The sequence below is a fragment of the Polaribacter sp. Hel1_85 genome, from assembly GCF_000766795.1.
In the GTDB taxonomy this organism is placed as follows: Bacteria; Bacteroidota; Bacteroidia; order Flavobacteriales; family Flavobacteriaceae; genus Polaribacter.
Window position 1 is genome coordinate 282,467 of the sequence record NZ_JPDS01000003.1, and the last position, 19,406, is coordinate 301,872.

Genomic DNA, 19,406 nt, shown 5'->3' on the forward strand with positions numbered 1-19,406 from the left:
AAAAATATATCAATGTTTTCTAAAATAAAATTTTAAGCACTTTAGTAATTAAATTTTTAATTCATTAAAGAGTTTAATTAATTTTGAGTCTGAAGGTCTAGGAGCATTTGCACTGATTATATTACCTTTTGGATCTATTAAAATAAAACGTGGTATACCACTAATTTCATAAGCTCCAATAAAATCACTTCCCCAAGCTTTATCTGCAAGTAACTGAACACCTCCTAAGTTTTTATCCGTTACCATTTTTCTCCAAGCATCGAACTTAGATTCTGTATCAATAGAAATACTTACAAATTCTATGTTTTTACCATGATACTTTTTTTCAACCTTTTTAAGTGATGGTACTTCTGCTAAACAAGGTCCACACCAAGTTGCCCATACATCAATGTATACATATTTCCCTTTAAAATCAATTAAAGAAGAGGTTCCCCTTGAATGATTTACATAATCAGTAAAAATTGGTGAAGGTTGCCCTTTTACAAGTTTCTTTATGGAATTATATTTTTTTGTGATAATTTCATTATTCGTTTCTGAAGTAGAAACGGATAGAAAAGTATTATAATATTCTTCTGAACGATCTGTATATACTATATCCTTATGTACAGCCGCTAATAAGCTGTTTTTTATAAAATCATTAGGGATTTCTCCAAATACTTTCAGTTTTGCCAAGTATTTATCAATATTATTATTGTTTGAAAATTCTTTAGCTTGCGCTTTAAAGTGTGCAGCAACCAGCTTAGTATAAGAACCTCTACGTTTATAGACATCTTCTTTTACATAATCTATTCCTTCTAATTTCTTTAGAAAATCATCTGAAACTTTAAAATCAGGTTGTTTAGTGTACCTTCTATGTAAACTCTCATAATTAAGTAAAGTTAACATGTTGTAATAATGTAGTTCTTCACGTTCTAGCTCTTCAAATTCTTTAGGAATATTTGAAAAACTATCTAAATAACTAACAAAATTCTTATTAAGTGTTTTTTGTTTCTCTACAAATTCTGATTCGTTTAACGAGTTAAATTCAGCATAACCTCCTCTAGCTCTAATAATGTTACCTATTTTAGACATTAAATAGTTGGAAGCATCAGGATCAGTACCTGTTAATTTTGCAGTGTTTCTAAATTTTTCTGAAACAGCTGTCAAATCATACTCTCCTCCATCAGTAAAATAGAGCTCCGCACTATTTCTACTATCGGTAAAAAGATAACGTCCGGTTCCACTGATTATGGTATCAGAAATAAAAGAACCATCATCTGCTATTTTAAGATTAATTCTATTTCCGCCTCCACCTCTTTTAACAAGTCTAAATTCTTTTTTTGTCGCATCTAAAATCGTTCCAGAAAACAAAATATAATCTTTGGTTGCCTCCTTTTTACAGGATAATATTGTTAATACAATACTTAATACATAAAATATTTTTTTCATCTTTATTGTTTCTAAATTACAAATTCTACCTAAAAACCAATGGTGAGATTTTTCAACACTTGATAATGTGTAAACTTATAATTAAATTTATGCTATTCTTAATTGATAGGTTTTTGATTAATCACTAACTAGAAGGTCTTAGTGTATTATATGATACAATGTTTGCTTTTGGATTTAATAACCAATAATAAAGCCACTTCTCCAATCCAAATCTGTAATTTTAATATGATTCTATTTCCGTCACCATTTCTTTTATCTAGTCTAATTTCTTTTTTGTGGTATCTTAAATAATTTCAGAAAATAACATATAATCTTTGATACTCTTATTACCAAGACACAAAAAAATAGATAGAAAAATCAATTAATTTTTAGATATAAAAAATTTTAATTAAAAATGATTCCTTAATTACAAAAAAACTTTTTTAAATAAAAGCTTAGCCAAATAACTAGCTCGCTATTTAAAACAGGGAAAATTAATTCCCTGTTTATTTAATTTATAAATAATATAGAATTATTATTCAAGTCTAATACCATCCAAACAAAACATAGGAGCATATACCATGCTTCCATCAGCGTGAACATAATCTGAAGACACATTAAATAATACCTTATCTACACTTCCTAAAGAGGTTAAATCTACTTTTTGCCAATCACTTAAAATATACTCATACTCAGGATTTAAAGCATCAACCTCTTCGTTTACAGCTAAATACCACTCTACCGTTCCTGTAGAACTTCCGCTTAAAAATCCTTCTATTGTCAATTTTACATAACCTTTATGTACGCTATCAAAAGCAGCATCATAGGCATCATCATAAGCAGCATAATAAACATCATCATAAGCATCGTCATAAGCTTCCTGCACCTCTTCTGGCGTCAAGGCTGGTATTTCAGCAAGAGCCGCAGTTCTTGCAACTTCTCCTGCTGCTTCTGCTGCAGGTACTACCGCTAATCCTGCCGCTTCTCCTGCTGGTTCTGCTACTTTACGTCTTTCTAAAGTTTCATAACCTCTTAACCATACGGCTTCATAACCACCTGGTGCAGGTAGCCAAAACCTACCATAAAGATCAGTATCTGGATTTTCTATATTAGTGTTTTTTGTCTTTCCTCCATCAATTAAATAAGATTGCGTATCAGACTCATAATCATCAGAAAACACAGATCCATAATCGGCTAAAAGATACGTGTAAGACGTATTTGCAATAAGTACATGTGCTACCGTACCAGGTGTTTCTAAAGTAAAAAACGCATTATCTCCAGTGGTATTCCCAACCAGATAATTTTCTGTTTTATTTGGTTCATCGGTATAAACACTAAAAGCTGTTGTATTTATTTCTTCTTGTTCTTCAGCAGCTGTTAGCCCACCAACTGGAGCAAAATCTGGGCTCAAATTCCAAGGAAAAGATCGAAAATTTTTATTTGAGAGTGCAAACCCACTATAACTATCACCAGAACCTGTTACGTTTACAGTAATAATTCCAGATTCATTATCACCAGCAGTAAACGGAGCTGTTGGAATCTGATAGGTAAACCTATCTAAGGTTAGTTCATTAAACGTAATATCATTTGGGTAAGGTACTCTAAGTACAGAATTTTCCTCACAAGAGTTCAGCAATACTAAACCAATTACGGCAGCTGTAATTCTTAAATATTTTTGTATAAATTTCATCATAGTATAAATTAATTATTCGTATTGATCGTTTTGGTGCATTAAAGAATTCGCATTAATTTCATTAATTGGAATAGGGTAACATAAACGGAATAATTCTAATTGTCCATCATCTCTTAAGTTCTCTATCCAACGTGCACCAGAAGCATCTCTAAAGCGTGTAGAACCAAAGTATGCACTCTCATTTTCTATAAACGTTTCTATAAAATATTCTTTAAAGATAGACTCCATCAATTCTTGTTGCGTTGTAGGATTTAAACTAGGTATTATAGGATTTGTTCTAATACCTCGCATGGTATTTATCGGTGCTATTGCCGCTGTAATAGTAGCTCCAGTTCTTGCTAGTAATTCTGATTTCATAATATATAACTGAGGATACCTGAAGTAGTAAGTGTTGTATTTATGAGGTGTTGAGGAAGTATTATTATCTTCACCATAATCTCCTAATCTTGCTACCTTTGTAAAGGTAAAAGTCTCTCTAGTTCTTTTACCCCATGCAGTACCTGTAACAACATCCCAACGTGGATCGACAGAAAACCAATCATACCCTCTTCGTAAACCTGCATCAAGAGTTTCAGTAGTTGTATGAGGATTTCTATTTCCCTCATAAAATGGCAAACTAAACTTATAAAAATAAGAAGCCCAATTCCCTGCTCTATTATTTTCTTCTAGATAACCAGAAAATAAGTTTTCTTGAGAGTCCCATGAATCTTCATACACTTGTGCTAAATCTCCTTGCATAGCAAAACCAGGTATACTAGTGTTTAATACTTCGTTTACCAAGGTAAGCGCTTCATCTAGCCCTGTTGTTTCGTCATTAAAACCAGCTCTATACAGTAGTGTTTTTGCTTTTACAACTTTGGCATATTCTTTACACATATATCTACTACTAGTAAAGCTTGGCGCATTAGCAATAGCATAATCAAGATCTTCATATATTTTTAAATAACTATCACCAACATTTAATCTAGCCTTTGTAATATTCGCTAAAGTAACTACTTCATCACGAAACAAAAGACCATCAGGGTCACTATCATCATTAGTCCACCAATGTCCAAAACTGTGAAAAATTTGAAGATGAGCCCACGCTCTTAGCAACCTAGCTTCACCAAGTAATTCTTTTTTAAGTTCTGCATCTATTTGATCATCATTTAGTCTTTCAATCCCACTTATAGCAAAATTAGATGCATTCACAGTTTCATAAGGAAATTGCCATGGAGCATAACTAACAGAGCTTGCCGTAAATTGGTTTGTTAATTCTGAACTAGTCCAATCTGTAAATCCAGCTCTAGCCGTTAATTTTGAAAAGTAACTACCCCCAAAGCTAGAACTAATTATAGTACTATAAATTCCACTAACAGCTGATCGTGCATTTATCTCATTAGTAATTCCATTGATGTCATTTAGTTTATAACTTGGTTCTACATCCAAATTATCCGAACAAGCACTTATCAAGAAGATAATCGCAATTAGCGGTATATAAATTATTTTTTTATTTTTAACATGTCTATATTTTTTTTAAAGTTTAACTTTTACACCAACACTATATACTTGTGCAGAAGGGTAGGTACCATAATCAATTCCATCTGAAGCAAGAACTTGATTCGTTCCATTTGTAGTAGTTGCGGTATATCCACCAGTAGGGCTAAACCCTGGATATTTAGTAATTGTAAACAAATTAGTACCTTGAAAAGTTAACTCTACACCATTTATTGTTGAGTTATTGAAAATTTCATTAGGAAGTTTATACGCTATATTTAAAGAATTTAAACGTATATAAGATGCATTGTATAAATACAAATCAGATATCTCATCATTATTAGAGATTCCAAAATCACCTAATCTTGGATAGTCTGCATCATAAGGACTTAATAGTGTAGCACTTTGTCCTGCTACTAAATTACTTTGATTATAATTTCCAACACCACCTATATCTGCCCTTGGTAAATTCCATAATCTCTTGTGCCCATAGGCATAAGAAAATGTTGTATTAACTCGAAAACCTTTGTATGTGTAAGTAAGACCAAAGCCACCATACCCTTTAGGCACAGAAGTTCCAAGATCTACTTTATCATCATCAAAATCAATAACGCCATCTGGACCTCCAACTCCATCTTCTCCAGCTTGATCAATATAGATAATGTCTCCTGTAGATTCTGTATAGCTTCCATAATGAGTTTGTTGACCAGAAGAAGTAGTGTTATCTGTAAATGAATACGCATCCTCAGCATTTACAAAAAAACGTCCTGCAGTTTGTAATCCTAACCATCTACCTACAATATCACCAGCTTTTAATATTTGAGCTCCTCCTATTAATAATTCTTGATCTGCAGCATTAATGGATAGTATTTCTGTTTCATTTTTAGCCCAATTAAGGTTAAAGGTTAATCGATGATTTACATTACGAATAATATCATAATTAAGATTAAATTCAATTCCAGAATTTAGTGTTGAGGCTACATTTCCACTAACTGTTCTATATCCAGAACTACCAGGTAAAACTTCTCTATATATTAGATTCGTACTTTCTTTTTCGTAATATCCTACCGAACCAAATAAGCGATCATCTAATAAGCCAAAATCTAAACCTACATCAAACAATGCACTCTCTTCCCAACCTAAATTTGGATTTCCAAGACCATCAGGTAAAATTGCAGGTGATTCATTATAGGTTGTAGCATCTACTAAAGTTATCCAATCAAAATTACCATTAGCTGGAGTACCTGTTATTCCATATGATGCTCTTAACTTTAAAAAAGAAATATATTTTTTAACCTTCTCAGATTGCATAAAATTTTCTCCAGTAACTAACCATGCTGCAGATGCAGAGGGAAAAGTACCATAACGATTGTTTGGGCCAAAACGAGATGAACCATCTCTTCTAATTGTTCCGGCCAGGATATAACGTTCATCAAATTTATATTGTACACGTGCAAATTGTGAGACTAATCCGCTTTCTGTTTTATCTTCATCTATATTAAGTATCTCTGCTTCAGATCCAAAATTATTAAGAATTTCATCATCTGGAAAATTACTAGCTTCCATAAGATAACTACGCCTAATACGACTCTCTGCACTATATCCTAATAAAGCTTGAATATCATGTTTATCACCAAATACTTTAGAATACGCTAAGGTATTATCCCAAACGTTTGCTGAACTTTTTGAATTAAAAAACCTTCTTTCTCCAAGACTTTGATCATCAGAACGAATAGATCCTTGTTGATAATAACGTAAACTTTCTGAGTCTGAATAGCTATTAGAAAAAGCGGTCTTTAATTTTAAACCATCTACTATTTGATATTCTAAAGATCCAGTTACACTAAGAGTAAGTGACTTTGAGTGATTGGTGTTACTTAAAGTAATATACGGGTTTTCTGTGTATTGATCTTCTGTATAAAAACTACCATCTTCATTAAAAGCCTTAATATCTGGGCGTATTTTTCTAAATGACTCTAACAGCTGATCTTTATTATCAGCATCTCTTACACCTCCACTTACTCTCAATTCAAATTTTAGATCCTCATTAATTCTTGTATCAAAATTAAAACGACCACTATAGTTTTCCGTTTTACCTCCTTTAATGACACCTATTTGATCTATATATTTAAACGATGCAAAATAGGTACTTTGCTCAGACCCACCACGTACAGAGAAGTTATGATCTACACTTATAGGTGACTGTGAAAATTCTTTTAACCAATTATTCTCGCCATCATAATATGCATCAGGGTTTTGAACCAAATCAGACATATCCCATTCACTAGTATTTAAATCAAAAAAAGCCTGTTCGTCTAACCATTCTTCAGCACGAGTATCAAAAGACCCTCTAGCCCAAGTATCTTGTTTATGCATTGCTTGCGTAAAGTTTATATAATCATCTTTTTCAAAAAACTCATAGCCATTAAAATCAGGATCACTAACTGATGCACGCGTAGAGATTTCAAACGTAGGTTTTTGATTAAGCTTACCTCTTTTAGTTGTTACTAATATCACCCCACCGGCAGCTCTTGAACCATAAACAGCAGATGCTGAGGCATCTTTTAAGATGTCAATACTTTGAACATCATCAATATTTAAATTAAAAAGAGTATTAGCGACATCACCACTAGTAACCTCAAGGGCTTGTGGCACACCATCAATAACCCATAAAGGTTGATTATTTCCTGTTAGAGAAGATGCTCCTCTAATAATTATATTTACATTTGAAGTTGGCGATGCTGAATTAATTTGAACATTTACACTTGCAGCTCTACCTTCTAGTAAACTAGAAACACTTGCCCCCATTGGTGCAGTTTCAATCTCTTTAGCTGTTAGTCTAGAAATTACACCTGTTGCGTCTTTAACTTTAGTAGTACCATAACCTATTACTACCACTTCATCTAATTTAGCTTGACTAGGAATCATTTTCACATTAATAGTAGTTTTAGAGCCAACTACTATTTCTTTTTCTTCAAAACCAAGATAACTAAATATTAATACAGTTTTTTCATTAGCATTACTTAATTGAATTTTGTAGTTACCATCAAAGTCGGTAAAAGTTCCACGTTTAGTGCCTTTCACAGATACACTTACTTCAGGAAGTGGCTCTCCCGTCTCATCTAACACCACCCCTTTTACAACTTGTTGTTGCATTTTTACGTCTTTAGCAGCCTCAATAATTAATGACGGTTTATTTTTAATCGAGATTGTTTTGTCTGCTGACAACTCAGAGATAAAATTACCATGAGACAAAACTTTTTTTAAGAGTTTTTCTGCTCTAATATACCCTTTCTTTAATGAAATTTCACTATAATTTTCAAACAAATCTGCCTTATAAATAAAAGTGTAATTTGTTTGATGTTTAATCATTTTAAACACTTCATCTACTGTAACTATTTGATCAGTTTCAATTTTAATCTTTTCATTTTGTGAAAAGACTTCTTTAGGTGTAAAGCTAAAAAGAGTAGTGCAAAAAAGTAATAAGCATGTTTTCATAATTGCGGTTAATACCTTTTTTCGAAATAAAAAAAGAATGTTTGTAAAGTTTTTTTTCATAAATTTGAATTTGGGTTAATTAATTAATTAATCTGACTATAGGGAATAAAACGAACTGTGAGAGGTTGTGTTTTTTATTCCCTTTTTTTTATTATTAAATTTTTATTATTAAAACTATATTCCATGTCAATTGCACTTTTAATTTCTTGTAAGACTATTGATATAGGTTTTTTCTTACTTAACATTCCTGTAAATCTTACATTTTCAATTTCGACATCAGTGATAAAAATCTCTAAATCATACCAGCGTGATAAAACAACCATAATTTCTTTTAATGGTTTATTTGTAAAACTAAACATCCCATTTCTCCAACCAATTTCATCCTCTACATCTACTTTATAAACTTCAAACCTATTGTTTGTCTGAAAAATTTTGGATTGTTCACCTGGTTTAATAACTTTCTTATAAACACTATTAGATAAAGCAACACTACCTTCAATTAAGGTCGTTAAAACTACTGTTTCATCATGATATGCTTTAATATTAAATTCCGTACCCAAAACTTCTACATTTTGCATTTTCGATTGAACTACAAATGAGTCACCATTATGCTTAGAACTAGAAGAAACATCAAAATAAGCTTCACCATAAATAAGTTCTACCTTACGTCTTTCCCCATCACTAAAATTTACTGGATACTTTAGTTTTGATTCTGAATTTAACCAAACCTTAGTTCCATCTTCCAATTCTATAAAAAATTGCCCTCCTCTAGGAATCGTTAAATAATTATAAACTATTTTTTTTTCAGTCTCATTAGACCCTGATTCGTAAATAATTTTTTTTCCATCAGAACTTATTTTTTTACTCTTATACTTTTTTCCTTTTTCTAAAGCAATTCTAGAACCATCTCCTAAAGTTAAAATAGCTTTATCTGTTCCAACAGTAATACTTTCATTAGTTACAGTTTTAAAAGTTGTTTTAGTTAAAAAATATCCCGTTGCAATTAATACAATAATAGAAGCTGCATATTTAAAGAAGTTGTATTTAGATTTTGATTGTATTTTCCCAATCATCCCTTTTAAAGGCTTTTTATAATCGAACTTAATTTTTGAGTTAAGCAAATAATGGAGTTCAACATACTCTTCAAAATAGATTCTATTTTCTTTTATCTCTAAACGATTCCTTAATTCAACTTGTTCTTCTAAAGTTGCTTTACTTTCAACAAATTTTATTATTAATTCATCAATGTTTTTAGTATTCATTTTCATATTATATAAGTATATGTAGTAATAATAATTAAAAACCCTCTATAATAATTGTTTTTTTTATTAATATTGCAATTCAATAATAATTCTACAGCAATTTTCAAACAAGACGTAAATAGTGACCAAAAAAAGCTAAAAGAAGGGAACCCTCTTTACTTCAAACAGTTATACACTTTATATTATAAAAAACTGTGCGTCTATTCTTTAAACTACACAGACGACAAAGATCTTGCTCAAGATATTGTTCAAGATACATTTATGTACATTTGGGACAACAGAAAGAAAATTATTATAACGACTTCTATAAATAGTTTTTTATATAAAATTGTTTATAACAAAATTATGGATCACTACAGAGGTAAGAAAAAAATAGACAAATCTCTTTTAGCATATTATAATGACGCAATTGAAAAAGTGATTGATTCTAATAGTGATTACCAAGATTTAAGATTAAAAAAACTTGAAGAATGTATTCAGTTACTCCCTAAAAGGTGTAAACTCGTATTTTTAGAGAAAAAAGTTTCTAGGTTAAAAAATAAGGAAATTGCTAGTAATTTAAACATCTCTTTAAAAACAGTTGAAGGTCATATTGCTAGAGGCTATAAGTTTTTAAAAGAATGCATAAGTTTACGAACTTCTTCTTTAAGTTAATTTACAACTTATCAAGTATGTTCTTTTATAATTTATAATAAAATGTTTCTGAAAACAAGCTATTTAAAATTAAATTTACTCTTTACAGTAATAGGCTTAACTATTATGATCGTTTTAACAATTCTAAAGACAATCTTTTCGAGTTTTCTAGTTAAACTTACATTTTCAAATAAAAATCTTTTGTCAAATCAATGTATTCTTTTGTGTATTGATGACGTTCAATTTCTATAATTAAACTTTCTTCTTTTATTTCTGTTTGATCAAAAGAAAACGCTAATAAGCTCCTTTTAATTTCTGATGACGGATTTCCCTGAACTCTACAAACCTTATTTAAAAATAAATTATTTTCTATTGCTAAAGCAATAAAATTAGCTTCTTCTTTAAAAGGAATAACAATAGCAAAAATTCCGTTTTCAGACAAAATTTTTGAAACCCCAACAATCAATTCTTTAAAAGAAAGCGAAGTTGTAAAACGAGCTTTATTTCTAGCTTCATTTTCCGTTTCAAATTCATCAGTATAAAAAGGCGGATTAGAAACAATTAAATCATAAACCTCCTCTTCCTCTGCTATTTCATCAGCAAATTCCTGAAAAGTAGCATTATAACAATACAAACGATCTCCCCAATCTGACTCTTCAAAATTGGCAACAGTTTGTTCATACGCATTTTCATCAACCTCAACAGCATCAATTGTCATCGCATCAGACCGCTGTGCAATCATTAATGAAATAACTCCAGTACCTGCACCAACATCTAAAATAGTATCAGGATAATTATCAACAGAACACCAAGCTCCTAATAAAACGCCATCTGTTCCAACTTTCATGGCAGTTTTATCTTGATGAATCGTAAACTCTTTAAATCGAAATGGTTTGCTCATTTTATTTTTTAATCACTTTTAAGGAAGTCTGAATTCTGAAAAAAACATTTAACAAAACAGTTATTGTAAAGAAAATTAAAACACAAATAATCCAATGCTGGAACTCTAAGTTTTCAAAAAATAAAAAATAAATCAATAAAAACAAAAGCCCAACAAAAATATTTATGGATAAAAAAAGATTACTAATTACACTATTTGCATAATCTGTAATTTTATTTTTATTTGCTAATTTAAATCGTTTATGAAATAATAAATGATAATTAGATAATGGCATTTTCTTTTTCCTAGTAATAAAGAATAATACAAACTCAATTACCAAACCTACACTTTGTTGCAATAAAGCAATAGCAATAATTATACACCAAGTTAAAACATTTAACTCGTCTATTTGTGTTAAATACGCTGTCTGAATTATAGAACTAGGGTTTAAAATTAATAATAAACGCCAAATTCCATATGTAAACATTCCTGGAAGCATTATAGTCACTAATACCCATAAATTTTTAGCTAAATATTCAAACATAATTCAAAATCTAAAAACTGATATTCAAAGTTAACTAACTAAAAATCGAAAAACAAGTGAAACTTAAAGTTAAAAAAAAAGACGCATTACAAACTAAAAAAACCTTCAATATAATTTTGAAGGTTTATGTTTTAAAAATATTTTTTCTTGCAGAAAGGAAGGGATTCGAACCCTCGGTACCGTTGCCAGCACACTACCTTTCCAGGGTAGCTCTTTCGACCACTCAGACACCTTTCTAAATATACAAAGCTATCAAACCTTCTGGAGTCTCAACTTGTATTATTTTGTTTTCTCTATCAACTTTTTTAATGAAATCATCAACCATAGGAATAAAAATTTCTGTTCCATCTCTATCAATTTCAAAAAGTGGTTGCGCAGCTTTGTCATTTATATGTACAATTGTACCCACTTCACCAAAATTTGCATCAACAACAGTAAAACCAATAACTTCGTGATAATAAAACTTATCACCAGTTAATTTTGGCAACATTGTATTTGGTAAATATATTCCACATTTTAAAATAGCATCTGCTTCTTCTTCAGAATACACGTCTTCAAACTGAACACGTAACTGATTTCCTTTATGAAGTGAACTTTTATCAATAAAAAATGGAACCAAATTTGCGCCAATTTCGACGTAAACTGATTCCATTTCTTTGTACAACTCAGGTTCGTCTGTATCTAATTTGATAACAACTTCACCTTTAAAACTATATTTTGTAACGATTTTGCCTAAATAAAAACAATCTTCTTTACGCATCTTCGAAAAATTTATAATTTATTCTGTTGCTTTTGCTTGTGCATCATCAATTGTTTCTGGAGCTGCTTCTACTGCTTCTTCAGCATCTGCAGCTACTTCTGCAACCTCTTCAACAACTGGTTTAGCTGCTTCAATTCTTGCTTCGTTTACAGCTTTTTCTGCTGCTAATGCTGCTGCTTTAGCTTCAGATTGTGCTTTAGATAATCCAGCTTCTTTATCAGAAATCTTAGTTGCTTTTTCTTCTAACCAAGCTGCAAATTTAGCATCTGCTTGCTCTTGAGTTAAAGCACCTTTTCTTACACCACCAGCTAAATGATTCTTTAACATTGCACCTTTATAAGATAAAATGTTTTTTGCAGTATCAGTTGGTTGTGCACCATTTTGTAACCATTCCACAGCTTTATCAACGTTTAAATCAATAATTGCAGGGTTAACGTTTGGATTGTAAGTACCTATTTTTTCTAAGTATTTACCATCTCTTTTTGCACGAGCATCAGCGGCAACGATCCAATAGAATGGTTTACCTTTTTTACCGTGTCTTTGTAATCTAATCTTTACAGACATAATTTGTTAATTTTTTTAGGTTCTCGACCTCGATTATTAATAGTCTTACCATCTCGTAGTAAGTGGGCGCAAAAATACAAAACCTTTTTAAACTAAAACCCTAATTATCAATATTTTTTATAGCGTTCGAGCGGGCTTTCACTACTCGCTTTTTTTCGTACCTCAAAAAGAGCTCAAACAAGTCGTTCAATCCCTAACGCACTCACTCTTAACCCATCAACAACCGTTAATAACTTATACTCATAAATTCCATCAAAAAAATGTAAATTTACAGTCCGTTTTAAACGAATAAACTCATCAACAAATAAACATTTTCCATGTACTTAATTTTTGATACTGAAACTACAGGTTTACCTAAAAGTTGGAATGCTCCAATTACAGACACAGACAACTGGCCTAGGTGTATTCAAATTGCATGGCAACTACATGATGAAATGGGTAATGTATTAGAACACAACAATTTTCTAATAAAACCAGACAATTTTAATATCCCTTATGATGCAGAAAGAATTCATGGTATTTCTACTGAATTAGCAGCAGAACAAGGTATTTCTTTAAATGAATGTTTAACTTTATTTAATGAAGTTTTAGGTAAAACCAAATTTATAGTTGGTCAAAATTTAAATTTCGACCTTAATATTATGGGGTGTGAATTCCATAGATTAGGTGTAGAAAACAAAATGCTTTCCTTACCAGTTTTAGACACTTGTACAGAAAAAACGGCATTAATGTGTCAAATCCCTGGAGGTCGAGGAGGAAAATTTAAACTACCAACTTTAACAGAATTACACAATCATTTATTTGGTGTTGGTTTTGGTGAAGCTCACAATGCAACTGCCGATGTTGAGGCTACAACTCGTTGTTTTTTAGAATTAATTCGTTTAAGAGAATTTACCAAAGAACAATTAGATGTTGATGCAGATTATTTTAAAAATTTCTCTGAAGCCAACCCAAAACCAATTCAAGTAATTGGTTTAAAACATATTAATCTTAAGAAAGAAAGCGATAAAATTCGCCAACGTCTAGAGAAACTAAAAAACACAGAGACTACAAAATCTACTTCTGTTGGTTTAGAAGAATTAAAAGATGTACAATTTTCCCACTTACACAATCATACTCAATATTCTGTTTTACAATCTACCATGCAACTTGGTAATATTGTAAAAGCCGCAGCAAAATATAACATGCCTGCAGTTGCTATGACAGATACTGCAAATATGATGGGTTCTTTTCACTTTGTAAATGCAGTTTTAAATCATAATAAAAACGCAGAAACTCCAATAAAACCAATTATTGGTTGTGAGTTTAATATTTGTGAAGATCATAAAAATAAATCGCAAAAAGATAATGGTTATCAAGTTGTTTTACTTGCAAAAAATAAAAAAGGATATCACAATTTAGCAAAAATGTCTTCTGCTGCTTTTGTCGATGGATTTTATTATGTTCCAAGAATTGACAGAGAACTTGTAGAAAGATATAAAGAAGATATTATTGTTTTAACAGGTAATTTATATGGTGAAGTACCTAGTAAAATTCTTAATCTTGGAGAAAAACAAGCCGAAGACGCTTTAATCTGGTGGAAGGAACAATTTAAAGATGATTTATATATTGAGTTGATGCGTCATGATCAGCAAGATGAAAAAATTGTAAATGAAACTCTTCTAAAGTTTTCTAAAAAGCATGATGTAAAAGTCATTGCAACAAATAACACTTTTTATTTAGATAAAAAAGATGCAAATGCACATGATATTTTATTATGTGTAAAAGATGGTGAAAAACAAGCGACTCCAATTGGAAAAGGTCGTGGTTATAGATATGGTTTGCCAAACCAAGAGTATTATTTCAAATCTTCGGATGAAATGAAAACACTCTTTTTAGACATCCCAGAAGCAATTATCAACATTCAAGAAATTGTAGATAAAATTGAAATTTTTACTTTAGCTCGAGACGTTTTATTACCTGCTTTTAATATTCCTGATGAATTTAAAGATGTAAAAGACAATGAAGATGGAGGAAAACGTGGAGAAAATAATTTTTTAAAACACTTAACTTTTGAAGGTGCTAAAAAACGTTATGGAGAAATTACAGAATCTATAAAAGAACGTTTAGATTTTGAGCTAGAAGTAATTGAAAAAACAGGATATCCAGGTTATTTTTTAATTGTAGAAGATTTTATTCGGGAAGCAAGAAAAATGGATGTTGCTGTGGGTCCTGGTCGTGGTTCTGCAGCTGGTTCTGTTGTTGCCTACTGTCTTTGGATTACCAATATAGATCCTATAAAATACGATTTACTTTTTGAGCGTTTCTTAAATCCAGAACGTGTTTCCATGCCCGATATTGATATTGATTTTGATGATGAAGGTCGTGGTAGAGTTATGGATTATGTAATTGATAAATATGGTGCAAATCAAGTTGCGCAAATTATTACATATGGAACAATGGCTGCTAAGTCTTCTATTAGAGATACTGCCAGAGTTTTAGATTTACCTCTTTTTGAAGCCGATAGAATTGCGAAGTTAATCCCTGGAATTAAACTTAAAAACATCTTTGGTGAAGATGCAAAAAGTAAAGGTAAAGTTGATGGTTTACGCGCAGAAGAAAAGCAATTAGTTGAAGAGCTAAAGAATATGTCTTATGGTACAGATTTAGTTTCCGAGACCATAAATAAAGCAACAATTTTAGAAGGTTCTGTTAGAAATACAGGTATTCATGCCTGTGGTGTAATTATTACACCTGGAGATATCACCAATTATGTTCCCGTTTCTTTAGCAAAAGATTCTGACATGTACGTTACTCAATTTGATAACTCTGTTGTAGAAGATGCAGGTTTATTAAAAATGGATTTCTTGGGATTAAAAACGCTGACTTTAATTAAAGACACTGTTAAAATTGTAAAAGCCAGACATAATGTTGTTTTAGATCCAGAAACTTTTCCTTTAGATGACGTAAAAACATATGAGCTCTTCCAAAGAGGAGAAACTGTGGGTATTTTTCAATATGAATCTCCAGGAATGCAGAAGCACATGCGATCTTTAAAACCAACTGTTTTTGCAGATTTAATTGCAATGAATGCCTTATACAGACCTGGTCCGATGGAGTATATTCCGAGTTTTATCAACAGAAAACACGGAACAGAAGATATTGAGTACGATTTACCTGCCATGGAAGAATACTTGGCAGAAACTTACGGAATTACAGTTTACCAAGAGCAAGTGATGCTTTTATCACAAAAATTGGCAGATTTCACCAAAGGTGAAGCCGATGTTTTACGTAAAGCCATGGGAAAAAAACAAATTGCGGTTTTAGATAAAATGAAACCAAAATTTGTAGAACAAGCTGCTGCAAATGGCCATGATGCAGAAAAATTAGAAAAAATATGGAAAGATTGGGAAGCCTTTGCTAGTTATGCCTTTAACAAATCTCACTCTACCTGTTATGCGTGGATCGCTTATCAAACAGCCTATTTAAAAGCTCATTATCCTGCAGAATATATGGCTTCTGTACTTTCTAATAATATGAAAGATATAAAAGCTGTTTCCTTCTTTATGGAAGAATGTAAACGAATGGGCTTACAAGTTTTTGGTCCAGATTTAAATGAATCTTATTTAAAATTTTCTGTAAATGACGAAGGTGCTGTTCGTTTTGGAATGGCAGCTGTAAAAGGTGTTGGAGCTGGTGCAGTAAGAGCAATTATTAAAGAACGAAAAGAAAACGGAAACTATACTTCTATTTTTGACTTAGCAAAACGAGTAGATTTAAGAGCAGCAAATAAAAAATCTTTTGATAGCCTGATAAAAGCTGGTGCTTTCGATTCTTTTTCTGACACACATAGAGCACAATATTTTGCTACCGATGAAAAAGGCTTGACCTTTTTAGAACGTGCTATGAAATTTGGAAGTAAGTTTCAAGAAAATGAAAATTCTGCACAAGTTTCTATGTTTGGAGAAGCTTCTACAGTTCAATTTCCAGAACCAGATATTCCAGAATGTGAAACTTGGGGAACCATGGAACTTTTATCACAAGAAAAAGAAGTTATTGGAATTTACATTTCTGCTCATCCTTTAGATGACTTTAAAAATGAAATGATTTTTTGTAACTCTACTTTAAGACATTTTAAAGAAGACATTAGTAAATATGTTGGTGTAAACTTAACTTTTGCAGCAATTATTACAGATGTTCAACATCGAGTTTCTAAAGCTGGTAAAGGTTGGGCAATGTTTACTATGGAAGATTATGGAGACAGTAACGAGTTTAGAATTTTTGGTGAAGATTATTTAAGAATGAAACACTTTTTAACACCAAATTCTTTCTTATTTGTTCGATGTACTATTCAACCAGGTTGGACAAACAAAGATGGTGCTACAGGCGAACCTCGTTTAAAATTTACCGATTTTAAATTGTTACATGATATTATGGATGAGTTGTGTAAAAAAGTAACTATAAAAATTCCGTTGCAAGAAATTAAAGAAGACACTATTTTAAATCTTGAAACCATTTTAAAAAACACACCTGGAAAGCAAAATTTACATTTTACTATTTGGGATGCCAAAGAAAAAATAGAAGTGAGTTTGCCTAGTAGAAATACCAAAGTTCACATTTCTAATGAATTACTAGCAACATTAAAGAGTCAGAATATTGATTTTAAGTTAAATTAGTATATAATACCAAAACAAGTACTCTAAAAAAAGAGGATTGCTTATTTTTGCGATCTCTTTTATACAATAAATGAATCAAGGTAAAAACGGTGTTTGGGCAAGTTGGAACGAAAATCTTATACACAAATACAAATCTCTTTATAAAGTTACTTCTGAAGAAGAATTACAAGAGGTTATTGGAAATTCAGAAAAAATTCGTGTTTTCGGAAGCAAACAATCATCTGCAGATATTGCATCTGGTGTCGAGACTTTAATTGATATTAAATCTTATAATAAAATATTAGCTTATAATGATTTAGAACACACAATTACAGTTCAATCAGGAATTATTTTAGGTGATTTAATAGAAGCTATTGAAGCAAAAGGGTGGTGTATTCCCTGTTTACCAGACATTAACACAGTTACAATCGGTGGAGCTTTGGCAACAGGAACTCATGGCACAAGTGGAAAATTGTTATCAGAATATATGATTAAATGTAATCTTATTTTAGCTGATGGTTCTGTTAAAAAAATTACTGCAATAGACGAATTAATTGATGCTGTTAGAGTTTCTTTAGGAGTTTTAGGAGTTTTATCTGAAATTACTTTTCAATGCGAACCAATTTATACATTACACGTAAAAGAAGGTCCAGAAAATGATACTATTTGGTTACCTAAAATTGAAGATCGTTTAAAAAAACATGATTTTCTAAGAATTCTATGGTTACCTCATACTGATAAAGGCTATGTTATAACTGGAGATAAAATTGATCCGAATACAGAGATTAAAGAAGATTTAGGTCCTGATTTTTTAAAACATAGAAGAACAGCTTCTAAAGTATTATATAAATACACTCATATTTTTCCTTGGTTTACAGCAATTGCCAATAAACTTTTATATAGAGGATTTTTTAACTCAACAAAAGAACACAAAGGATCTTTATACCAAGCAACAGTAACAAAATCTAGAGGATCTACTTTAGAATTAGCAGAATGGACAATTGGTTTAGATATGTTTCCAAAAGTTTTTGAAGAATTAAAAACTGAAATCAACAAATGGTCTAATAAATCTTTTATTCACATTCCGATGGATATTCGTTTTGTATATAAAGACACATCTTGGTTAAGTTATGCTTACAAAAAAGACATTGTTACTATGGGATGTGTTTCTAGAAATGCAGCTACTGCAGATACATATGAAGCTTTTAAAAGTATAGAGAAAATATTTTTAAAACACGGAGGAAAACCTCATTGGGCAAAACGTTTTACAGCTAAAGATACTGAGCTATCTAAAGTATATGATAAATGGGAAGATTTTAAAATATTAAGAAAAAAACTAGATCCAACTAATAAATTTTTAAACCCTTATTTAACTGAATTATTCAACGAAAAAACAAACAACTAATGGCATTACCTAAGGGATTTTTATTTGATTTTGATGGAGTTATTGTAGATAGTTTTGAAAGCCATTATGCTGCTTGGACTTCTGCTTTTAAAGAATTATTTGATAAAGAAATAGCACCTTTTCCAAAAAGTTTTTCAGGAAAATCTCCAATGATAATTTCTGAATACTTCTGTAGTGTTATTGGTAAAGAAAAACATAAAGAAGATTTATATCATTTAAAAGATCAGCATTTAGATACTCATTTTAAAGTTCCTACATTATTACCTGGAATTCATGAAATTACTAGCTTTTTATCCGAAGAAAAAATTCCTTACGGAATTGCAAGTAACGCTACAAAACAGTTTTTAAAAAATAGCATTCATCATTTAGATTTAAACTTTTCTGTTGTTTATGGATTACAAGATTATGTAAAACCAAAACCTGCACCTGAAGCTTATATTTCTTTAGCAAAAGCTTTAAAGTTTAAAGAAGAAAGTTTTAAAGATATTTGGGTTTTTGAAGACAGTTTAACAGGTACAAATGCTGCAAGATTAGCAGGTATGACCCCTATTGGAATTACAACGAATTACTCTCAAAAAGAACTAAAAGAAGTAGGAAGCATTCTTACATTCCCAACTATTTTAGAAGCTTATCAATATTTAATAAAATAA

The 19,406-nt window shown here is 30.9% G+C and carries 13 protein-coding genes and 1 tRNA gene; 4 read left to right on the forward strand and 10 right to left on the reverse strand.

What is annotated here, in order from left to right; translation table 11 throughout:
• Positions 1-48 precede the first annotated feature (48 nt).
• The 5 genes from PHEL85_RS15015 to PHEL85_RS15035 form a co-directional block, all read right to left on the reverse strand.
• Positions 49-1,428, reverse strand: coding sequence for a TlpA family protein disulfide reductase (locus PHEL85_RS15015; RefSeq protein ID WP_036827054.1), 1,380 nt, complete (start codon positions 1,426-1,428; stop codon positions 49-51).
• Between the two features lie 514 nt (positions 1,429-1,942).
• Positions 1,943-3,100, reverse strand: coding sequence for a DUF4465 domain-containing protein (locus tag PHEL85_RS15020; RefSeq protein ID WP_036827057.1), 1,158 nt, complete (start codon positions 3,098-3,100; stop codon positions 1,943-1,945).
• Positions 3,101-3,112: 12 nt separating this feature from the next.
• Entirely contained in the window at positions 3,113-4,528 is a 1,416-nt protein-coding gene (locus PHEL85_RS15025) for a RagB/SusD family nutrient uptake outer membrane protein (RefSeq protein WP_036827061.1), read from the reverse strand.
• Between the two features lie 87 nt (positions 4,529-4,615).
• Entirely contained in the window at positions 4,616-8,074 is a 3,459-nt protein-coding gene (locus tag PHEL85_RS15030; protein ID WP_036827065.1) for a SusC/RagA family TonB-linked outer membrane protein, read from the reverse strand.
• Between the two features lie 134 nt (positions 8,075-8,208).
• Positions 8,209-9,336 carry a FecR family protein gene (locus PHEL85_RS15035; RefSeq protein WP_036827928.1) on the reverse strand — a complete coding sequence of 376 codons (1,128 nt, stop codon included), beginning with the start codon at positions 9,334-9,336 and terminating at the stop codon, positions 8,209-8,211.
• Positions 9,337-9,390: 54 nt separating this feature from the next.
• Between PHEL85_RS15035 and PHEL85_RS15040 the strand changes: the two genes are divergently transcribed.
• Complete coding sequence (locus tag PHEL85_RS15040) at positions 9,391-9,990, forward strand: RNA polymerase sigma-70 factor (RefSeq protein ID WP_081965164.1); 600 nt, start codon at positions 9,391-9,393, stop codon at positions 9,988-9,990.
• Between the two features lie 157 nt (positions 9,991-10,147).
• On the opposite strand, the gene PHEL85_RS15045 is transcribed toward PHEL85_RS15040, so the two are convergent.
• The 5 genes from PHEL85_RS15045 to PHEL85_RS15065 all read right to left on the reverse strand — a co-directional run bounded on the left by PHEL85_RS15045 (position 10,148) and on the right by PHEL85_RS15065 (position 12,717).
• On the reverse strand, positions 10,148-10,870 hold the full coding sequence (locus tag PHEL85_RS15045) for a tRNA1(Val) (adenine(37)-N6)-methyltransferase (protein WP_036827068.1): 723 nt from the start codon (positions 10,868-10,870) through the stop codon (positions 10,148-10,150).
• Position 10,871: 1 nt separating this feature from the next.
• Positions 10,872-11,393: a hypothetical protein gene (locus PHEL85_RS15050; protein ID WP_036827070.1), complete on the reverse strand. Its 522-nt coding sequence runs from the start codon at positions 11,391-11,393 to the stop codon at positions 10,872-10,874.
• A 150-nt stretch (positions 11,394-11,543) separates the two neighbouring features.
• A tRNA-Ser gene (locus PHEL85_RS15055) sits at positions 11,544-11,630 on the reverse strand.
• Positions 11,629-12,153 carry a ribosome maturation factor RimM gene (gene rimM / locus PHEL85_RS15060; RefSeq protein ID WP_036827073.1) on the reverse strand — a complete coding sequence of 175 codons (525 nt, stop codon included), beginning with the start codon at positions 12,151-12,153 and terminating at the stop codon, positions 11,629-11,631. Before rimM ends, PHEL85_RS15055 begins: the two co-directional genes overlap by 2 nt.
• Before the next feature lie 18 nt (positions 12,154-12,171).
• Entirely contained in the window at positions 12,172-12,717 is a 546-nt protein-coding gene (locus PHEL85_RS15065; protein WP_036827076.1) for a 30S ribosomal protein S16, read from the reverse strand.
• 317 nt (positions 12,718-13,034) lie between these two features.
• Here PHEL85_RS15065 and dnaE point away from each other — a divergent pair, with 317 nt between their 5' ends.
• From dnaE to PHEL85_RS15080, 3 genes are all read left to right on the forward strand, one after another.
• Complete coding sequence (gene dnaE / locus PHEL85_RS15070; protein ID WP_036827078.1) at positions 13,035-17,372, forward strand: DNA polymerase III subunit alpha; 4,338 nt, start codon at positions 13,035-13,037, stop codon at positions 17,370-17,372.
• Positions 17,373-17,442: 70 nt separating this feature from the next.
• Positions 17,443-18,756 carry a D-arabinono-1,4-lactone oxidase gene (locus tag PHEL85_RS15075; protein WP_036827081.1) on the forward strand — a complete coding sequence of 438 codons (1,314 nt, stop codon included), beginning with the start codon at positions 17,443-17,445 and terminating at the stop codon, positions 18,754-18,756.
• The gene (locus PHEL85_RS15080; RefSeq protein ID WP_036827083.1) at positions 18,756-19,406 is read left to right on the forward strand and encodes an HAD family hydrolase; all 651 of its coding nucleotides are present in this window, start codon (positions 18,756-18,758) and stop codon (positions 19,404-19,406) included. The genes PHEL85_RS15075 and PHEL85_RS15080 overlap by 1 nt, the downstream gene beginning before the upstream one ends.